At 66.5% G+C, this 19,684-nt stretch carries 18 protein-coding genes and 2 pseudogenes; 19 read left to right on the forward strand and 1 reads right to left on the reverse strand.

Going from position 1 to position 19,684, the window contains the following annotated elements; all coding sequences use genetic code 11:
- Positions 1-2: 2 nt before the first annotated feature.
- The 5 genes and pseudogenes from AB3X08_RS11505 to AB3X08_RS11525 all read left to right on the forward strand — a co-directional run.
- Complete coding sequence (locus tag AB3X08_RS11505) at positions 3-1,148, forward strand: aromatic ring-hydroxylating oxygenase subunit alpha (RefSeq protein WP_369932673.1); 1,146 nt, start codon at positions 3-5, stop codon at positions 1,146-1,148.
- Positions 1,138-1,761, forward strand: coding sequence for a UDP-3-O-(3-hydroxymyristoyl)glucosamine N-acyltransferase (locus AB3X08_RS11510; protein ID WP_369932674.1), 624 nt, complete (start codon positions 1,138-1,140; stop codon positions 1,759-1,761). The genes AB3X08_RS11505 and AB3X08_RS11510 overlap by 11 nt, the downstream gene beginning before the upstream one ends.
- On the forward strand, positions 1,758-3,281 hold the full coding sequence (locus AB3X08_RS11515; RefSeq protein ID WP_369932676.1) for an FkbM family methyltransferase: 1,524 nt from the start codon (positions 1,758-1,760) through the stop codon (positions 3,279-3,281). Before AB3X08_RS11510 ends, AB3X08_RS11515 begins: the two co-directional genes overlap by 4 nt.
- Before the next feature lie 36 nt (positions 3,282-3,317).
- Positions 3,318-4,688, forward strand: a complete 1,371-nt coding sequence (locus AB3X08_RS11520) for a polysaccharide pyruvyl transferase family protein (protein ID WP_369932677.1) — start codon at positions 3,318-3,320, stop codon at positions 4,686-4,688.
- A 56-nt stretch (positions 4,689-4,744) separates the two neighbouring features.
- Positions 4,745-4,929, forward strand: a pseudogene (locus tag AB3X08_RS11525) (hypothetical protein); the annotation flags it as partial.
- Here AB3X08_RS11525 and AB3X08_RS11530 read toward each other — a convergent pair.
- Positions 4,910-5,112 (reverse strand): annotated as a pseudogene (locus AB3X08_RS11530) (transposase); the annotation flags it as partial. The pseudogenes AB3X08_RS11525 and AB3X08_RS11530 overlap by 20 nt on opposite strands.
- A gap of 226 nt (positions 5,113-5,338) precedes the next feature.
- Between AB3X08_RS11530 and AB3X08_RS11535 the strand changes: the two are divergent.
- From AB3X08_RS11535 to AB3X08_RS11600, 14 genes are all read left to right on the forward strand, one after another.
- Positions 5,339-8,860, forward strand: a complete 3,522-nt coding sequence (locus tag AB3X08_RS11535) for a glycosyltransferase (protein WP_369932679.1) — start codon at positions 5,339-5,341, stop codon at positions 8,858-8,860.
- Positions 8,861-9,199: 339 nt separating this feature from the next.
- Positions 9,200-9,562, forward strand: a complete 363-nt coding sequence (gene fliE, locus AB3X08_RS11540) for a flagellar hook-basal body complex protein FliE (RefSeq protein WP_003472382.1) — start codon at positions 9,200-9,202, stop codon at positions 9,560-9,562.
- An 11-nt stretch (positions 9,563-9,573) separates the two neighbouring features.
- Complete coding sequence (gene fliF, locus AB3X08_RS11545; protein WP_369932681.1) at positions 9,574-11,286, forward strand: flagellar basal-body MS-ring/collar protein FliF; 1,713 nt, start codon at positions 9,574-9,576, stop codon at positions 11,284-11,286.
- A 10-nt stretch (positions 11,287-11,296) separates the two neighbouring features.
- Complete coding sequence (fliG, locus tag AB3X08_RS11550; protein ID WP_369932682.1) at positions 11,297-12,286, forward strand: flagellar motor switch protein FliG; 990 nt, start codon at positions 11,297-11,299, stop codon at positions 12,284-12,286.
- Positions 12,283-12,903 carry a FliH/SctL family protein gene (locus tag AB3X08_RS11555; RefSeq protein WP_369932683.1) on the forward strand — a complete coding sequence of 207 codons (621 nt, stop codon included), beginning with the start codon at positions 12,283-12,285 and terminating at the stop codon, positions 12,901-12,903. The genes fliG and AB3X08_RS11555 overlap by 4 nt, the downstream gene beginning before the upstream one ends.
- Positions 12,900-14,276 carry a FliI/YscN family ATPase gene (locus AB3X08_RS11560; protein WP_184409832.1) on the forward strand — a complete coding sequence of 459 codons (1,377 nt, stop codon included), beginning with the start codon at positions 12,900-12,902 and terminating at the stop codon, positions 14,274-14,276. Before AB3X08_RS11555 ends, AB3X08_RS11560 begins: the two co-directional genes overlap by 4 nt.
- 3 nt (positions 14,277-14,279) lie before the next feature.
- On the forward strand, positions 14,280-14,747 hold the full coding sequence (fliJ, locus tag AB3X08_RS11565; RefSeq protein ID WP_184409831.1) for a flagellar export protein FliJ: 468 nt from the start codon (positions 14,280-14,282) through the stop codon (positions 14,745-14,747).
- Positions 14,744-16,057, forward strand: a complete 1,314-nt coding sequence (locus AB3X08_RS11570; protein WP_369932685.1) for a flagellar hook-length control protein FliK — start codon at positions 14,744-14,746, stop codon at positions 16,055-16,057. Before fliJ ends, AB3X08_RS11570 begins: the two co-directional genes overlap by 4 nt.
- Before the next feature lie 226 nt (positions 16,058-16,283).
- A complete protein-coding gene (locus AB3X08_RS11575; RefSeq protein WP_369932687.1) occupies positions 16,284-16,811 on the forward strand; it encodes a flagellar basal body-associated FliL family protein in 528 nt (175 codons plus the stop codon).
- A 12-nt stretch (positions 16,812-16,823) separates the two neighbouring features.
- The gene (gene fliM, locus AB3X08_RS11580) at positions 16,824-17,831 is read left to right on the forward strand and encodes a flagellar motor switch protein FliM (RefSeq protein WP_184409827.1); all 1,008 of its coding nucleotides are present in this window, start codon (positions 16,824-16,826) and stop codon (positions 17,829-17,831) included.
- Positions 17,828-18,166 carry a flagellar motor switch protein FliN gene (fliN, locus tag AB3X08_RS11585; RefSeq protein ID WP_369932689.1) on the forward strand — a complete coding sequence of 113 codons (339 nt, stop codon included), beginning with the start codon at positions 17,828-17,830 and terminating at the stop codon, positions 18,164-18,166. The genes fliM and fliN overlap by 4 nt, the downstream gene beginning before the upstream one ends.
- The gene (gene fliO / locus AB3X08_RS11590; RefSeq protein ID WP_369932691.1) at positions 18,163-18,579 is read left to right on the forward strand and encodes a flagellar biosynthetic protein FliO; all 417 of its coding nucleotides are present in this window, start codon (positions 18,163-18,165) and stop codon (positions 18,577-18,579) included. The genes fliN and fliO overlap by 4 nt, the downstream gene beginning before the upstream one ends.
- Positions 18,580-18,581: 2 nt before the next feature.
- On the forward strand, positions 18,582-19,403 hold the full coding sequence (gene fliP / locus AB3X08_RS11595; RefSeq protein WP_369932693.1) for a flagellar type III secretion system pore protein FliP: 822 nt from the start codon (positions 18,582-18,584) through the stop codon (positions 19,401-19,403).
- A gap of 4 nt (positions 19,404-19,407) precedes the next feature.
- The gene (locus AB3X08_RS11600) at positions 19,408-19,677 is read left to right on the forward strand and encodes a flagellar biosynthetic protein FliQ (RefSeq protein WP_145708136.1); all 270 of its coding nucleotides are present in this window, start codon (positions 19,408-19,410) and stop codon (positions 19,675-19,677) included.
- Positions 19,678-19,684: the final 7 nt, after the last annotated feature.

The raw sequence follows: 19,684 nt of genomic DNA on the forward strand, positions 1-19,684 counted from the left end.
CCATGCGCTCCAGGATGCACCCCAAGTACTACTTGTCGCAGGAAATATTTGATCGCGAGCAGCGCAAGATCTTCCGCAGGGTCTGGTTGTTCGCAGGACTCAAAACGCTGCTGAAGGATCACAATTGCTTTATCACGCGCAAGGTCGCAGGCATTCCCCTTGTCATACAGAACTTCCATGGTGAAATTCGTGCGTTCGAGAACGTCTGCCTCCACCGCAGTGCGCTGATCCAGGCCGGCGCTATCGGTTGCCGCCCTTTGGTGTGCCCTTACCACGCATGGAGCTACGATGAACGAGGCGGGGTGAAGAACATCCCGGACTGCAGCACGATCTATCGCATGGACGACGGCGAAAAGAACAAGCTCAAGCTGCGCGAATTCTCACTGCACGCCATTGGCAACGTGCTGTTTGTAAGCCTGGACCCTAACCCGATGCCAATCGAGGAGCAGTTTTCGCCAGAGTTCATCGCCCTGCTGGAAAGTAGTTCCAACGCTTATGACACTGAGGTCATGGTGACGACATGGCATGGACGGTACAACTGGAAGCTCGCTTACGAAAACCTTCGGGATGCCAATCACCCGCGCTTCGTCCACCCTAAGACCCTGGCCAAGAGTGTCAGCTTCGTTCCCCAAGTAAACGAGGAACAAGCCAATGAGTCCTTGGAAGCCTTGCAGGACGCATCGCTTGCGGCCCTGAGGCGCGAAATGCGTCGCTTCAGCTTCGGCGGCGCTGAAGCATCCATCCCCGACCTTAAACACTTCGGCTGGCACGACAAAGTGGAACGCTGGGGTGAGCAGGACGCCTACTTCAACTGGCTGGCTTTCCCGAACTTGCATATCGCCAGCGCAAACGGCGGCTATTCCTTCACACTGGAACACCACACCCCCATCGCGCCGGACAGGACCGACTTGGAAATATATTGGTTCAGCGCACGCAAGAAGCGGCCTTATGGGTTTTCCGGCCAGGTGTTACTGGCACAAATGCACGGCAGCAAGACGGTGGTGGGCGAAGACGTGGAAATCATGGAGCGGGTGCAGGCCGCGTTGCACACAGATGCTCCACTGCCCACTCAGGGTGACTACGAATCCATGAATCGCCTGGTCGAACGCTGGTACACGCTACTGATGGAAACCGAACATGAAATCTAGGTGGATCATCGGCGGCAGCGAATACCTCGACCTGGCCTTTCATGCTTGGAAGCAGGCGCGTCAGGACGAGACAGTCATCAGGATTGACGTGCCACAGGATGCTGATCATGCGTTCGATCTCGATGTGCTGGATGGGCTGGATCCAGCCGACGGGGCCATGTTCGCCGCCTTCGACGAACGCTTCGGCAACTTCAAACGCATGGAACTGATGCAGGCAGCAATGGAGCGTGGCTTCAGGCTGGAGCCGTTCATACACCCTAGCGCCGCCGTAGGCGCGGACGCGGTCATCGGCCTGAACGCGTTCGTGGGTGCCAATGCTGTCATCGGGCACGGTTGCAGGATCGACTACAACACCGTCATCCAAGCCGGAGCGCACCTTGGTCCGGAATGCCGCATCAAATCCTCATGCTGGATAGAGCATGGCGTTCAGATCGGCACTGGCGTCGAAATCGGCGGCAACAGCATCCTGCGTACCGGCGCCATCGTGCGCGCAGGCGTCAAAGTGGGCCGAAGCTGCGAACTTGGCTGGCCGCGTGTTTACGACGAGGACGTGCCCACCAAGACCTATTTCGATACCCGCTACGACACCCCCATTCATACCTACGATAGATGACCTCCATGCACTCGAGAAATGAGCAGCTTCGCCAACGCATTCTACGTATCGCGGAGCAGGAACGTCCTGCACTCGACGATGTCATTGCGCGCCTGCCCGCGATTGCCGACCGCCCCGTTTTCCTGGTTGCTCCCGAGTCCTACGCAGGCATGGTGCATGGCCCCCGGGTCGTGGCCAACCTGCGTCATGTGGTTGCCGCGGTTGACGACCAAAGCACCCATCTGGATAACATCCACGGCGCGCCGCGCTGGAGCAGTCAGGAGTTTCTTGCGAAGGTGGGGCAGCATCCCAATGCAGTTGCTATCGATTTCTCTTGTAGCCCGCGCGGCCGTGCGTTTGCCACCAATCTCTGCGCAGCTGCGCACATTGAACAGCTGAGCGTTGCACCTTCCGTGGATCCACTGATCCCGCATTTTGAGCAGCGCCCTCTATTTCTCATTCAACCGCGCTCTGGCATTGGCAACATCTATGCTCCCCAGATCGTCCAACACCCCACACATGTCATCGCCGCCGTGGATGACAAGCCAAACCAGGGTGACACCGTTCATGGCGTGCCGCGTTGGAGTTTGCGCCAGTTTGTCGAACAAGCGGCCCACCACCCCGGGGCATTGGCCATCGATTTCTCCTATAGTCCAGAAGAATCTGGTTTGGCCCGCAAGCTCTGCGAGCAAGCAGGCATCGAAAGGGTGGATGCCTGCCTGGCCATTGCCCACTGTGGGCTGGCAGCAGTGTACGAACCTGCCCAAGTGTACCGCCAGCGCACGCTTCTACGCCTGGACGAGTTTTTGCGCCTCGCGGATCGCCTGGACGACGAATTCAGCGTTTTTACGCTCTACAGCAACCTATTGTTCCGCCTGACCTACGATTCCAGCCTTCTGAGGGAATGCTGGGCCGCACCGATCAACGAATACTTTTCCACGTTCGCCGACAGCAGCACCTTTCAACTGGGAAAGCGCGAACATTTTTGTGATGGTGGCGCCTTCGAGGGACCTATCGTCCGCAAGTTTCTTGACGCATCCCGCCATCAATACGAAAGCATCACGGCTTTCGAGCCCGACCGCATTAACTTCCAGAAACTGCAAGGTGTCGCGAGCGCTCCCCCCTTCTTGCCTCACAATATCAAGACCATCAACAAAGCCATCTCCAACGAACATACGACGTTGCGCTTCAAGGAGACCGGCACCGTCTCCAGCCATGTATCGCAGGATGGCGACATATCCGTATCTACCACCCGCCTAGACGACGAACTTGAAAAACTGACGTTGTTGAAGCTTGACATCGAAGGATTTGAAGCCAGAGCACTGGAAGGAGCATCTCGCCTCATCCATACCCAGCGCCCCCGCATGGCTATTTGCGTATACCACTACGCCCAGGACTTGCTAGACATCGTGGAACAACTGGATAAATTAGTGGATGGCTACCACTTCCGACTACGCCAGCACTCTCCCGCCCATTACTACGATCTTGTTTTGTATGCATCCCCCGTTGCCGGAGCCGAGCCGCCGCCTTGGGCGAATTAAGCCTAGGAGCCTTCATGACCTGGAAAATACAGAGAAATGATCGACGCCAGCAAGGTTTTTCTTTTTAACTCAGCCCTTCCTGAATCCCTGGAAATGTCGGATTTCCTGAAAGGAATGGGACCGTCCCAAGCCAATATCAGAGGCCAGAACATCGGCAACGGCTACATCGCCTATGGCTTTTTGAAAGCGCTGTTCGGGCGTCCGGTGAAGCTCGACCACATTTCCAACGCACTGGAAGCAACGCTCTCCGACCAACTTGCAGAAGAGATCAACGGAAAATACTCGCATCTTGTCTGGACGATGAAGGATGACATCCGGGAGGACTTCTCGGGCCTCCCCATTGAGCGAATCACCCACTTTCTCGAAAAAATCATGATCCCGGTCGTGCCGGTGAGCCTTTGCGCGAACTCATTCAATGGCTACGACCCGGGCTTGGCCGAGCGCCTGAGCCCCAACCAGAAGCGTCTTTTCTCCATTCTCTCCGAAAAGTCCAAGCTGATTGGTGTTCGTGGAAATTATTCCGCCGAGGTCTTGAATAGCCTCGGCATAAAGAATGTCAAAGTGATTGGCTGTCCGAGCTACTTCGAGAACGGCGCAACCCGGACTTTGTACAAAAAACCATGGGATGCGGACAAGGTCGTCACTACGGCCACATTCTTCAATTCCGGGCTGCCGCGGACATCCCACCTGCTGCAGGACGAGCTGTATTTCATCAACTTGCTCTACCTTGACAAAGCACTACCACCGACCCACAACATCACAGCGCAGCCTTTCAATCTTGACGAAATACCTACGTCCTTCCAGCTACTAGCCAAGGCTATGGCTGGACGATTGGAATTTTTCTCGGATTACGACCGCTGGGCCATGTTCTTCAAAAGCAACGGCCATTGCCTCACGATCGGGACCCGGCTCCATTCCGGGATCCTCTCGATCAATAGCGGCGTCCCCGCCATTGTGACCAATCCGGATTCCAGGGCCAGGGAAACGTGCGAATACCTCCGCATCCCTTATGATCCTACCATTCACAGCCGAAGCAACATCCGTGAGGTTTTCGAGAACCTCGACCTCTCGGAAATGAACAACGCCTACCCGGCTTTGCACAAGGAATTTGTTGATTTTCTCGAAGCAGTCGGCCTTATGCCCTGCACCGCAGCCCATGACATGCCCTGCTTCGAATTTCCGGATCTAAAGAAAAACACCAGCCCCTCCGTCAAAGCTGAGCTACATGAAGCCTACACCGAACTCGTAGAGAATCTGGACCGCGAGGTCGTTGTCCGGAGAGAGCATGGCGGAGAAATATCTCGGCGCCTGGTAAATAAGTTCCAACTCCTGAGACGGCGCTATCCAGGACTGACGCGCAAGGAGTATTTGGATTACCTCAGCCGATTCTCGGTTGAAGCCAAGTGAAACTGGATCCGGTCAGCGCCAAGGCGGCCCTCATTCTTGAAGTAGCAATGGGAAAGCCGGCCAGAGCGATGGCGTCTTCGCGACGGCTGCGCATTGATGAGCAAGGCGAGCCGTTGTCGGACATCCTGCGACCTGCTTTCCCGTTTCCGATGATGTGCTGATCGACGGCCCCGAGCTGCTGTCCTTCCTCGCCGACCACACCGTCAACGTCATCGGCGAGCTCAGCTGCGTGCTGTGCCGCGCCAGCACCTGCTGGAGATCGGCGCCAGCGGGTGATGTCCGATCGTCGGTTGAACCGTCGCTGCGCTTGAAATCGCGAAGACGACGAAATGCAGGCCTGCCAAGGCCTCGGAAAGCGCTCGTAGTCGCGTGCAAGCCGTCGGAATCGGCTGACCCACCCGAAGCTGCGTTCGACCACCCATCTTGGTGTGGCTTCCACCCGCTAGAGGTCAATCACACCCCATTGGTCGGCAGCCCGACCGGCCTCGGCATGGTCTGAGAAACCCGGCGAAGTCGGCCGGCCACGATCCGGCACACATATTGCATCCTGTAGCGGATCGGCTCGGTCGACGCGCGCATCCGACTGATGCCGAAACCACTGACAACGTTGTGGATGCACCTCTTCCAACCTCGGACACGGTCAATCCTGCATGACTTCCCCCGCCCTGGTCAGCATCGTCATGCCGGCCTACAAGTTCCGCTACTTCGAGCGGACGCTGGACAGCGTGCTGGGCCAGACCTATCCGGCGCTGGAACTGGTGATCTGCGACGACAACCCCGATGGCGCCATCGCCGCGGCGGTGGAGCGCAAGCGCGCCGACGCGCGCTTCCCGATCCGTTACCAACGCAATCCCAGCCGCCTGGGCGAACTCGGCAGCAAGATCAAGGCCATCGCCCTGGCGCAGGGCGAGTACGTCAAGTTCCTGCACGACGACGACGTACTGGAACCGGACTGCATCGCCGCCCTGGTGCAGGCCATGCAGTCCGCGCCAGGGGTGCTGCTGGCGTCCTCGCGCCGCGTACGCATCGACGACGACGACGCGCCGCTGCCGGACATCCACGCCACCAGCTTCCCGTTCGCCGGCGATGTGCGGCTCGACGGGCCCGAACTGCTGTCCTTCCTCGCCGATCACACCATCAACTTCATCGGCGAGCCAAGTTGCGTGCTGTGCCGGCGCCAGGACCTGCTGGAGATGGGCGATCAGCTGATGTCCCTCGATGGCCGCGTGATCCATTGGGTCGGCGATCTGGCGCTGTACGCCAAGCTGCTGCACCGCGGCGACTTGGCCCTGCTCGCGCGGCCGCTGACCCGCTTCCGGGTGACGCAGCACCAATTCAGCCAGGCCGGCCGCGACCAGCCCGGGATCGGCGACCAGGGCCACGCCGATTTCCGCCGCGGCGTGCGCGCCATGGGCTGGTACCGCGGCGACGGCGACGTGCGCCTGGTCCGGGTGGCCGCGCTGGGCGGCGGCGAGGCTGAACCGGTCGATCTGCTGCAGGCGATCCAGGCCGCGTATGCGCGCGGCCGCGCCCAGCTGGCGCTGCGCGACTGGCAGGCGCAGCGGCAGCTGCGGCCGGCCCAGCGCGCCCTGTTCGACGCGCGCCTGGCGGAACTGGGTGGCGCCGGGCGGCTCGCGGTGCTGCTGGATGCGCGTGGCGCCGATGCGGACACGCTGCAAATCAGCCTGCAAAGCCTGCTGCTGGACGGCACTGCCTTCGCCACGCTGAGCGTGGCCGTGCTCGGCGCCACGACGGCCACGCCATGGCCGGATCCGCGGGTCCGGCACCTGCCGCTGGCCTCTGCCGACGAGGCCGCCGACCGCAACGCCGCGCTGGCCGAACTCGACCACGCGGACTGGTTTCTGTGCGCCCGCGCCGGCACCGTTTTCTGCGCGGGCGGCCTGCTGCGCCTGGTGCTGGAACTGGCGCAACAACCGCACTGCAGCGCGCTGTATGCCGACGAATGGCTGGCGCTGGACGGCCAGACGCTGGCCCCGGTGCTGCGCCCGGATCCGGACCTGGACCTGCTGCTGGGCAACCCGCTGGCGACCGCCGGGCATTGGGTGTTCCGCCGCGCCCTGGTGCAGGAACTCGGGGGGTTCGATCCCGATCACGACGGCGCGCTGGAACTGGAACTGATCCTGCGCCTGTTCCAGCGCGATGCCGGTGCCAGCCTGACGCATCTGCCCGAGCCACTGCTGATCGCGGCGCCGGCCGACGCCGCCGCGGGCGCCGAGGCGCGGCAGCGCGCCGTCGCCAGCCACCTGCGGGCACGCGGCTATGCCGACGCCCGGATCGACACGCTGCCGGGTGGCCTGCATCGCATCGACTACGGCCATCCGCAGCAGGCGCCGGTCTCGATCGTGACCATCGCCCAGGACAATCTGCCGGCCCTGCAGCGCCTGGTGGTCGGCCTGCTCGAGAGCACCGCCTACCCGGCCTACGAACTGCTGCTGGTCGACAATGCCAGCGACGCGCCGGCGGTTGGCGAATGGCTGCAGGCGGTGGCCGAACTGGGCAACGGCCGCATCCGCGTGTTCGCGCTGGAGCAGCGCGTGGCCCACGCCGAGGCACGCAACCTGGCCGCGACCCAGGCGCATGGCGATTATCTGCTGTTCCTGGACGCCGACAGCGCCGTGGTCCAGGGCCGCTGGCTGCACGAACTGATGAACCATGCGCAGCGCCCGGAGGTCGGCATCGTCGGCGCCAAGGGCGTGTCCGCGGACGCCACCATCACCCACGCCGGTCTGCTGCCCGGTCTGCTGCCCGGCGCCGGCCATGCCTTCGTCGGCGAGCCGATGGCGCAGGCCGGTTACATGGGCCGGCTGCAGGTGGCGAACCGCTACAGCGCGGTGTCCGAGCGCTGCATGCTGGTGCGGCGCGATCTCTTCGAGCGGCTGTCCGGGTTCGATGCGGCCGGGCTCGGCGACGGTGGTGCCGACGTGGACCTGTGCCTGCGCGCCGCGGCACTGGGCGAATGGATTGTGTGGGCGCCCGAGGCATTGTTGCTGCAGCCCGCCGCGCCACCGCGGCCGCAAAGCGCGGACGACGCGCTGCTGCAACGTTGGCTGCCGGCGATGGCGCACGATCCGGCCTATTCGCCGAGCCTGGGCCTGGAGCAAGCGGGCGGCTTCAAGCTGGGCGAATCCGAATTCTCCTGGCAGCCGCTGGCGTGGAAGCCGCTGCCGCGGCTCCTGGCGCATCCCGGCGATGCGTTCGGCAGCGGCCATTACCGGGTGATCCAGCCGTTCCAGGCGCTGGCCGAGACCGGGCAGATCGACGGCGTCTACTACGCGCGCCTGCTCGACCCGGTGGAGATGGAGCGCATCGCCCCGGATGCGGTGCTGGTGCAGCGCCGGGTCGGCGACACCGAGCTGGCGAAGATGGAGCGCATGCGCCGCTTCTCCAGCGCGTTCAAGGTCTACGAGCTGGACGACTACCTGCCCAACCTGCCGCTGAAGAGCGTGCATCGCGAGCAGATGCCCAAGGACGTCCTGCGCTCGCTGCGCCGCGCCGCGGGGCTGGTGGATCGGGTGGTGGTGTCCACCCCGACCCTGGCTGAGGCGCTGGCCGGCCTGCACGCGGACCTCCGCGTGGTCCACAACCGGCTGGATCCGCGCATGTGGGGCGATCTGCCGGCACCGGCCAGGACCGGCGCCGGCGCCAAACCGCGGGTCGGCTGGGCCGGCGGCGCCAGCCACACCGGCGACCTGGAACTGATCGCCGACGTGGTGCAGGCCCTGGCCGGCGAGGTGCATTGGGTGTTCATGGGCATGTGCCCGGAGCGGCTGCGCCCGCATGTGGCCGAAGTGCATCCGGGCGTGGACTTCGAACGCTATCCGCAGGCCCTGGCGGCGTTGCGCCTGGACCTGGCGCTGGCGCCGCTGGAAGACAACCTGTTCAACCGCTGCAAGAGCAACCTGCGCCTGCTCGAATACGGCGCCTGCGGCTACCCGGTGGTGGCCAGCGATCTGCCGCCCTACCAGGGCGCGTTGCCGGTCACCCTGGTCAAGAACCGCTTCCGCGACTGGGTCAACGCCATCCGCATGCATCTGGCCGATGCCGCCGCCCGCGCCGCCGCCGGCGACGCGCTGCACGCGGCGGTGCGCCGCGACTGGATGCTGGAAGGCGCCAACCTGCAGGCCTGGCGCGCGGCCTGGCTGCCGGACTGAGCGCAGCGGCCGCCGGAACCGGCACCAGGGTTGCATCCTGATCCGGGCCAGGACTGCGCCCGGCGCGGCGCGTCAATCGGCCGTCACCAGGGGAGCGAAGACCGCGCCCGGGCTGCGTCGGGAAGCCGACGCAGCCGCCGCCCCTCGCCCGGCATGCCCTTCCCTTCTCCCCGCGGGAGAAGGTGCCCCGCAGGGGCGGATGAGGGGACGGGCGAAGCTTCGTGTCGTTCGATGCGAGGCGTTCGCCGATCCCTCAGAGGTAGCCAACCGGCACCCGCCGGATTTCGGCACACCGCTTGCATCCATCCCGGGTAGCCGCCCCGGCATGGACATCCCCGTATGAGCGACTCCATCAGTTCCATCCTCTCGCAGATCCGCAGCTACCAGAGCCAGGTCGGCCAGGCCGCGCCTGCGCAGGTGGCCGATGCGGGCCGCAGCAATGCGATCGAAGGCCTGACCGGGACCCAGGGCACGCAGGGTCCGAGCTTCAGCGACACCCTGCGCAGCGCGATCAGCGGCGTCAACGAAACCCAGCAGAAGGCCGGCGATCTGGCCAAGGCCTTCGAAATGGGCGACCCCAATGCCGGCCTGGCCAAGGTGATGATGGCCGCGCAACAGTCCCAGGTGGCGTTCCGCGCCACCGTGGAAGTCCGCAACCGACTCGTCCAGGCGTATCAGGACGTGATGAACATGCCGCTGTAAGGTAGACAACGATGGCTCTTGCGCTCAGCAAAGACACTTTCAGCGGCGAAAAGGCAGGCGCCTGGTTCGATCGCCTGCAAAGCCTGCAGATCACCCGCCGCATCGGTCTGATGGCGATGATCGCCGTGGCCGTGGCCGCGGGCCTGTTCGTGTTCTTCTGGTCGCAGAAGCCGGCCTACACCCCGCTGTACACCGGCCTGGACGAAAAGGGCACGGCCGAAGCCACCGACCTGCTGCGTACCGCGCAGATCCCGTTCAAGCTCGACCCCGCCACCGGCGCGATCACCGTGCCGGAGGACAAGCTGTACGACGCGCGGCTGAAGCTGGCCGGCTCCGGACTGACCGACAACGGCAACATGGGCTTCGAGGTCATGGAGAAGGATCCGGGCTTCGGCGTCAGCCAGTTCGTCGAGAACGCGCGCTACCAGCACGCGCTGGAAACCGAGCTGGCGCGCACCATCGCCAGCCTGCGCCCGGTGCGCGAGGCGCGGGTGCACCTGGCCATTCCCAAGCCCAGCGCGTTCACCCGCCAGCGCGACGTGGCCAGCGCCTCGGTGGTGCTGGAACTGCGCGGCGGCACCACCCTGGAGCGCAACCAGGTCGATGCGATCGTCAACATGGTCGCCTCCAGCATTCCCGACCTAACCCCGGAGCGGGTCACCGTGGTCGACCAGAGCGGGCGCATGCTGACCATCGCCGACCCGAACAGCGACGCGGCCCTGAACGCGGCCCAGTTCGAGCAGGTGCGGCGCCAGGAAAGCTCCTACAACCAGCGCATCCGCGAACTGCTGGAACCGATGACCGGCCCCGGCCGGGTCAATCCGGAAGTCAGCGTGGACATGGATTTCTCGGTCACCGAGGAAGCGCGCGAGCTGTACAACGGCGAGCCGCCGAAGCTGCGCAGCGAGCAGGTCAGCGACAGCAACACCTCCGTTGCCGGTCCGCAGGGCATCCCCGGCGCGACCAGCAACTCGCCGCCGGGCGCCGCCGCACCGGGCCAGCCCGGCGCCGCCGGCACTCCGGGCGCTACGCCGGCCAATACCCAGCAGGCGGCCGCCGCGACCCCGACCGAAAGCTCCAAGAGCGCCACCCGCAACTACGAGCTGGACCGCACCCTGCAGCACACCCGGCAGCCGCCGGGCCGGATCAAGCGCGTATCGGTGGCGGTGCTGGTCGACCACGTGCCGCGGCCGGGCGCCAAGGGCAAGATGGTCGAGCAGGCGCTCAGCGCCGCCGAGCTGACCCGCATCGAAGGCCTGGTCAAGCAGGCGGTCGGCTTCAATGCCGAGCGCGGCGACACCGTCTCGGTGATGAACGCGCCGTTCGTGCGGCAAGCGCCGGAAGCGGCAGACAAGCCCGGTTGGTGGGAAGATCCGCGGGTGATGAACGGCTTGCGCCTGCTGCTCGGCGCGGCGGTGGTACTGGCCCTGCTGTTCGGCGTGCTGCGCCCGGCGCTGCGCCAGATCGCCGGCCCGGCGCCGGCCAAGGACGCCGGCAAGGACAAGTCCGAGCCGCATAATGCCGATGTGTCGATGCTGGACGACGAGGACCCGCTGCTGCCGTCGATGGCCGAAGACACCGCCAGCATCACCGGCGGCAGCCGTCCCGCGATCGCCCTGCCCGACGCCTACGAAGAGCGTCTGCGCCTGGCGCGCGAGGCGGTCAAGCAGGATTCCAAGCGTGTCGCGCAAGTCGTGAAGGGATGGGTGGCCAGTGAAGCCTGATACGTCCGCAATGAACGGAACCCAGCGCGCCGCGGTGCTGTTGCTGTCGCTCGGCGAGAGCGACGCGGCCGAAGTGCTCAAGCACATGGATCCCAAGGAGGTGCAGAAGATCGGCATCGCCATGGCGACCATGAGCGGCATCTCGCGCGAGCAGGTCGAGAAGGTCATGGACGAGTTCAACAACGAACTCGGCAGCAAGACCTCGCTGGGCGTGGGCGCCGACGACTACATCCGCAACGTGCTGGTGCAGGCGCTGGGCGCGGACAAGGCCGGTGGCCTGATCGACCGCATCCTGCTCGGCCGCAACACCACGGGCCTGGACACGCTCAAGTGGATGGACCCGCGCGCGGTCGCCGACCTGGTGCGCAACGAGCACCCGCAGATCATCGCCATCGTCATGGCGCACCTGGACAGCGACCAGGCCGCCGAGGCGCTGAAGCTGCTGCCCGAGCGCGTGCGCGCCGACGTGCTGATGCGCATCGCCACCCTCGACGGCATTCCGCCGAACGCGCTGAACGAGCTCAACGAGATCATGGAGCGGCAGTTCTCCGGCAACCAGGGCCTGAAGTCGTCCAACGTCGGCGGGGTCAAGGTCGCCGCCAACATCCTCAACTTCATGGACAGCGGCCAGGACCAGGGCGTGCTGGCGGCGATCGGCAAGATCGACGCCGAGCTCAGCACCCGCATCCAGGACCTGATGTTCGTGTTCGACAACCTGGTGGAGCTGGAAGACCGCGCATTGCAGACCCTGCTGCGCGAAGTCAGCGGCGACCGCCTCGGCCTGGCCCTGCGCGGCGCCGACATCAAGGTGCGCGAGAAGATCACCAAGAACATGTCGCAGCGCGCTGCCGAAATCCTGCTCGAGGACATGGAAGCGCGCGGTCCGGTGCGCCTGGCCGACGTGGAAGGCGCGCAGAAGGAAATCCTCACCATCGTGCGCCGGCTGGCCGATGAAGGCGTGATCAGCCTCGGCGGCGCCGGTGCGGAGGCGATGGTATGAGCGGCAACGTGGTGCGCTGGTTCGCGCCGGAACTCAATGCCGCGCCGGTTCCCGAGCCGCAGCTCGAGGAGGCCTTGCCGGAAGAACCGGTCCTGCGCCCGCCGACCCTGGAAGACATCCAGGCGATCGAGTCGGCCGCGCAGCACGAAGGCTTCGAACGCGGCCACGCCGAGGGCCTGGCCCAGGGCCAGTCGGAAATCCGCCGCCTGACCGCGCAGATCGAAGGCATCCTGGACAATTTCTCGCGGCCGCTGGCGCGGCTGGAGAACGAAGTGGTCGGCGCGCTCGGCGAAGTGGCCGTGCGCATCGCCGGCAGCCTGGTCGGCCGCGCCTACGAGGCCGATCCGGCGCTGCTGGCGGACCTGGTCGGCGAAGCGCTGGACGCGGTCGGCGGCGCGCGCCGCGAGGTCGAGGTGCGCCTGCACCCGGACGACATCGCCGCGCTGACCCCGCTGCTGTCGTTGATGGCCGACGGCACCCGACTGGTGCCGGACCTGAGCCTGAGCCGCGGCGACCTGCGCGTGCATGCCGAAGCGGTGCGCATCGACGGCACCCTGGAAGCGCGCCTGCGTGCGGCGCTGGAGACGGTCATGCGCAAGTCAGGAGCGGGCCTGTGAGCGCGCTGTCCGGTACCCATCCGGCCGACTGGCTGGACGCGCGCAACCTGCGCCTGGCCTCGCGCCTGGGCCAGCTCGAGCTCGACGCCGCCGCCGGCCGCGGCCTGATCCGCGAAGGCATCCTGCGTCGCGCGGTCGGGCTGACCCTGGAAGCGGTCGGCTGCGAGGCGCCGATGGGCGCCACCTGCAAGGTCGAGGTCGATGGCGGCTGGGTCGATGCCGAAGTGGTCGGCTTCTCCGGCGAACGCACCTCGCTGATGCCCAGCGCCGAAACCCACGGTCTGCTGCCCAACGCAAGGGTGGTGCCGGTGCGCCGCCGCGGCGGCGTGGAAGTGGGCGAAGGCCTGCTCGGCCGGGTCATCGACTCGGACGGCGTGCCGCTGGACGGCAAGGGCCCGATCCGCGCCGAAGGCTCGGTCGGCATGGCCGGCATCTCGATCAACCCGCTGGCGCGCGAGCCGATCACCATGCCGCTGGACGTGGGCGTGCGTGCGATCAACGCGCTGCTGCCGATCGGCCGCGGCCAGCGCGTGGGGCTGTTCGCCGGCTCCGGCGTCGGCAAGTCCACCCTGCTGGGCATGATGACCCGCTACACCGCCGCCGACGTGATCGTGGTCGGGCTGATCGGCGAACGCGGCCGCGAAGTGCGCGATTTCGTCGAGACCACGCTGGGCGAGGAAGGCCTGCGCCGCGCCGTGGTCGTGGCCGCGCCGGCCGACCGCCCGCCGCTGGCGCGCCTGCATGGCGCCTACCGCGCCACCGCGATCGCCGAATGGTTCCGCGACCAGGGCCTGAACGTGCTGCTGCTGATGGACTCGCTGACACGCTTCGCCCAGGCGCAGCGCGAGATCGGCCTGTCGGTCGGCGAACCGCCGACCACCCGCGGCTATCCGCCGTCGGTGTTCGCCAAGCTGCCGGCGCTGGTCGAGCGCGCCGGCAACGGCGCCAAGGGCCGCGGCTCGATCACCGCCTTCTACACCGTGCTGACCGAAGGCGACGATCCGCAGGATCCGATCGCCGACGCCGCGCGCGCCATCCTCGACGGCCACATCCTGCTGTCGCGGCGCGTCGCCGACAGTGGCCTGTATCCGGCCATCGACGTCGAATCCTCGGTCAGCCGCGTGGTCCAGGACATCGCCGACGAGCCGTGGCGGCTGCGCATCCGTGCGCTGAAGCGATTGGTCGCGGCGTACTCGGCCAACCGCGACCTGATCACCATCGGCGCCTACCAGCGCGGCAACGATGCGGCCGTGGACGAGGCGCTGGAGCGTTGGCCCGAAATCATGGAATTCCTCGGACAGGATGTCGCCAAGGCCGCAGATCTGCCCCACAGCCAGGCCGCGTTGAAGCGCCTGGTCGAACGTGAGAACTAAGCCATGATGCAATCACAGCGTATCGATCCCCTGCTCCGCCGCGCCCAGCAACACGAGGACGAGGTCGCACGCGACCTGGCCGAGCGCCAGCGTGCGCTGGAGACCCACGAGTCGCGGCTGGAAGAACTGCGCCGCTACGCCGAGGAATACGCCAACAGCCAGATGGCCGCGACCAGCCTGGCGCAACTGGCCAACCGCCGCGCGTTCCTGGATCGCCTGGAAAGCGCGGTGCAGCAGCAATGCCAGACCGTGGACCGCAATCGCGAGAAGGTGGAGATGGAGCGCAGCCGGCTGTTGCTGGCCAGCCGCGACAAGCAGGTGCTGGAACAGCTGGCGGCCAGCTACCGCGCCCAGGAACGCAAGGTCGACGACCGCCGCAGCCAGCGCGAGATGGACGACATCGGCGCGCGCCGCGTGCGCCTGGCGGTGGCCGCGGCCGACAGCGACAACGACAACGGAGACAGCCGATGAGCAACGCACTTTCCGCGCTGGGCGCCAACGTCCGCGCCAGCGCCTCCGGCAGCAACGCCGAGGCGCAGGGCCAGGACCGCAGCGGCGGCCAGGACTTCGACAAGCTGCTCGGCAACGACAGCGCGCGCGCCGCGCCCAAGCCGGCGCCTCGGCCGAACGCCAAATCGCAGCAGGCATCCGCCGGCAAGGACAAGGACGCGGCGGCGAAACGGCCGGACGCGACCGACGACAGCGCCAGCGAGCCGGCGCGCAGCGCGCAGGCCGGCAACCAGGCCGCGCGCGACAGCGAAAAGAGCAGCGAGGACAGCAAGGCGCCGGGCAAGGACAGCAAGGTCGACGCCAAGAAAGGCGAGGACGGCGAGGAAGACGCCGGCTGGCCGCCGGCCGGCCTGGCCGGCATCGGCATGAGCCTGTTGCCGACGCTCGCCGCGGCAGCGCTGCCGGCCGCGAGCGCCGGTCCGCTGGGCGCGGCCGGCCTGGCGATCGGCGTCGCCGGCGCCGCCGCGCAGGGCGTGGCCGCGCTGCTCGGCGGCGACACCCTGGCCGCGGCGGCCGGCGCCGACACCGCCGCGGCCGGTGCGGCTGCGACCGCCGCCGCGCCGGCGACCGCCGCAGCCAACACCGGTGCCAGCGCCGCCGGCGGCTTCGGCGGCATGCTGGCACAGGCCGCCGGGGCCGCCGCGCAGGCCGCCAGCGGCGGCGATGCCGCCGCCCCGGTCGCCGCGCTGGCGGCGCTGGCGAGCGCCACCGACAAGAGCGCCGACAGCGGCAGCGATGTCGCCAGCAGCGGGACCGATCCGATCAACCTGCTGGCCACGGCCGGGATCCACGCGCCGGCGCGCAGCGCCGATACCGCCGCGCCGTTCACCGGCTCGCCGACCCCGACCCCGAACCTGCACGGCGACAACTTCGACGACGAACTGGGCACGCGCATGAGCTGGCTGGCGGACCAGAAGATCGGCCACGCGCACATCAAGCTCAGCCCGGCCGAGCTGGGCCCGGTCGAGGTGCGCCTGCACCTGAGCGGCGACCAGGTCAACGCCAGCTTCAGCAGCGCCCAGCCGGAAGTGCGCCAGGCGCTGGAGAACAGCCTGCCGCGGCTGCGCGACATGCTCGGCCAGCACGGCTTCCAGCTCGGCCAGGCGGATGTGGGCCAGCAGCAACAGCAGGCCTCGCAGAACGCCCGCCAGGGCAACGGGTCCAACGGCGGCGGTGGCCTCAATGGCGGCGCTGGCGACGAAGTGCTGGGCAGCGTCGGGATTCCGTCGGTGGTGCTGCGCCAGCGCGGCCTGCTCGACGCCTACGCGTAATCCAATGGCAGCGCCGCGGTTGCGTTGGCACCGACCGCTCCTTGTGGGAGGGGCTTCAGCCCCGACAGGCGTCACCGATCAGGCCCGTCGGGACTGAGGTCCCTCCTACAGAATGGCCGCACGGCAGGCCATTGCCGCCCGCGTCAAATATCCGGCAAGCGCCACCCAGCGTTTCGGCACGCCGATTGCATCCTTAGGGCACAAGACCCCCTTAAGGAGCCAATCCGTGGCAGCAGCAGCCGACAAATCGAAGAAATCCGCCGACGCCAAAGAGGCCCCCGAGGGCGGCAAGTCGAAGAAGAAGCTGCTGATCATCGTCATCGCCGCGGTGCTGGTGCTGGGCGGCGGCGGCGCCGGCGCCTGGTTCTTCCTGAAGAAGCCCGATGCCGAGCACGGCAAGGCCGCGGCCAAGACCGCCGAGCTGCCCAAGCCGGCGCAGTACTTCGCCATGGACCCGGCGTTCGTGGTCAATCTCAACGGCAGCACGGACGACGGCCCGCACTACCTGCAGATGGAAGTGCAGCTGATGACCCGCGACCCGGAAGAACTGAAGCTGATCACCGAGAACGCGCCGGCGATCCGTGCGCACCTGCTGATGCTGTTCTCGCAGGTGCAGGCGCAGGACATTGCCGACATTGCCGGGCGCAAGAAGCTGCAGGCCGCGGCGCTGGCCGACGCGCAGAAGCTGATGACCGCCGAGACCGGCAAGAAGTGCGTGGAAGACCTGCTGTTCACCAGCTTCGTGACCCAGTAAGGCGCCGCCGCGATGACCGACCTGCTTTCCCAAGACGAAATCGATGCGCTACTGCATGGCGTCGATGCCGGTGCGGTGGACACCGGCCCGCCGCCGCCGGCCCCCGGCGAAGCGCGCCAGTACGATTTTTCCAGCCAGGACCGGATCATCCGCGGGCGCATGCCCACGCTGGAAATGGTCAACGAGCGCTTCGCGCGGCTGTGGCGCATCGGCCTGTTCAACCTGATCCGGCGCTCGGCCGACCTGTCGGTGCGCGGCATCGACCTGATCAAGTTCAACGACTACATGCACTCGCTGTACGTGCCGAGCAATCTGAACCTGATCAAGTTCAAGCCGCTGCGCGGCACCGGCCTGATCGTGTTCGAGCCGACCCTGGTGTTCACCGTGGTCGACAACTTCTTCGGCGGCGACGGCCGCTATCCCACCCGCATCGAAGGCCGCGAATTTACCCCGACCGAGATGCGGGTGATCCAGCTGATGCTCAAGCAGACCTTCGCCGACCTGCACGAGGCCTGGGCGCCGGTGATGGACGTGGAGTTCGAATACATCAACTCCGAGGTCAACCCGCACTTCGCCAACATCGTCACTCCGCGCGAGTACGTGGTGGTCAGCCGCTTCCACGTGGAGCTGGAAGGCGGCGGCGGCGAGATCCACATCACCCTGCCGTACTCGATGCTGGAGCCGATCCGCGAGCTGCTCGACGCCGGCATCCAGAGCGACCGCGTGGACCGCGACGAGAGCTGGAACATCATGCTGCGCGAGCAGCTCAACACCGCCGAGGTCACCGTCTCCAGCGTGCTGGCGCAGAAGCAGATGACCTTGCGCGAGCTGACCCGGCTGAAGATCGGCGACGTGCTGCCGATCGAGCTGCCCAAGCAAGTGCCGCTGTGCGTGGAGAACATCCCGGTGTTCACCGGCGAGTTCGGCATTTCCCGCGGCCAGAACGCCGTGAAGATCACTTCGACCCAACCCCCTGGCGCGCTGCGCCGCCGCCCCGCCCTTCAGGAAGACGCGTCATGAGCCAGAACGAAATCCCCGAGCCGGTCCCGGCCCAGTTCGAGAGCCTGCAGCCGGAAGCCGGCAGCGACGGCAGCGAGCTGAATCTGGACATGATCCTGGACGTGCCGGTGACGCTGTCGCTGGAAGTCGGGCGCAACCGCATTCCGATCCGCAACCTGCTGCAGCTCAACCAGGGCTCGGTGGTGGAGCTGGAGCGCGGCGCCGGCGAGCCGCTGGACGTGTACGTCAATGGCACCCTGATCGCGCACGGCGAGGTGGTGACCATCAACGACCGCTTCGGCGTGCGCCTGACCGACGTGGTCAGCCCCAGCGAGCGCATCCGGAGACTGCGGTGAGCCTGGTGCTCGCGGCCGCCACCCAGGCGGCCAAGTCGGCCTCGGGCGTCGGCAGCGCCGCGCCCTCGCCGCCCAGCCTGGTCGGTGCGGTGTTCGCGTTGCTGCTGGTGCTGGGACTGATCCTGGGCATGGCCTGGGTGCTCAAGCGCCTGCCCGGCAGCGGCTTCCGCCCGGCCGAAGGCCTGCGCGTGGTGGCCAGCCTGGCGGTCGGCGCCAAGGAGCGCGTGGTGGTGCTCGAGGTCAACGGCGAGCAGCTGCTGCTGGGCGTGTCGCCGGGCGGGGTACGCACCTTGCATCGCCTGCCCGAGCCGCTGCCGCAAGCGCCGGCGCCGTCGCTGCCGAACCTCAAGCAGCTCAAGAACCTCCCCGATTTCGCCCAGCTGCTGGCGCAGAAGCTGCGCAAGGACAAATGACCATGTTGCCTCGTTGGAACCGTTACGCGCGCGGCCTGCGCCTGCTGCTGATCCTGCTGGCGCTGAGCCTGCTGCCGGCGCTGGGCTGGGCCCAGGCCGCGCAGCAAGCGCCCGCCGCGCCGGCCGCACAGAACGCCGCCCCGACCCTGCCCTCGCTGCCGGAAGTGAATGTCGGCAAGGTCGGCGCGCAGCCGGTGAGCCTGCCGCTGCAGACCCTGCTGCTGATGACCGCGATCACCCTGCTGCCGTCGATGCTGCTGGTGCTGACCGCGTTCACCCGCATCACCATCGTGCTCGGTCTGCTGCGCCAGGCGATGGGCACCGGGCAGACCCCGTCCAACCAGGTGCTGATGGGCCTGGCACTGTTCCTGACCGCGCTGGTGATGATGCCGGTGTGGGAGAAGGCCTGGGGCCAGGGCATGAGCCCCTACCTCAACGGCCAGCTCGACTTCCAGACCGCGTGGACCCTGACCACCCAGCCGCTGCGCGCGTTCATGCTGGCGCAGGTGCGCGAGGCCGACCTGATGACCTTCGCCGGCATGGCCGGCAACGGCACCTACAGCGGCCCCGACGCGATTCCATTTCCGGTGCTGGTGGCCTCGTTCGTGACCTCGGAACTGAAGACCGCGTTCGAGATCGGCTTCCTGATCTTCATCCCGTTCGTGATCATCGATCTGGTGGTGGCCAGCGTGCTGATGTCGATGGGCATGATGATGATGTCGCCGATGCTGATCTCGGCACCGTTCAAGATCCTGTTGTTCGTGCTGGTCGACGGCTGGGTGCTGACCGTCGGCACCCTCGCCGCCAGCTTCAACGGAGTCTGAGCCGATGAGTCCCGAATTGGCCCTGACCGAACTGCGCGGCGGCCTGATCACCGTGCTGTGGGTGGCCGGCCCGTTGCTGCTGTCGATGCTGGTGGTGGGCGTGGTGATCGGCGTGTTCCAGGCCGCCACCCAGCTCAACGAACCGACCATCGCCTTCATCGCCAAGGTCATCACCCTGACCGCGATGCTGTTCGCCACCGGCAGCATGCTGCTGGCGCACCTGGTCGAGTACACCACCATGCTGTTCCAGCGCATTCCGCATCTGATCGGCTAGCGGGACA

The organism is Xanthomonas sp. DAR 34887 (assembly GCF_041245805.1).
Classification (GTDB): Bacteria; Pseudomonadota; Gammaproteobacteria; order Xanthomonadales; family Xanthomonadaceae; genus Xanthomonas_A; species Xanthomonas_A tesorieronis.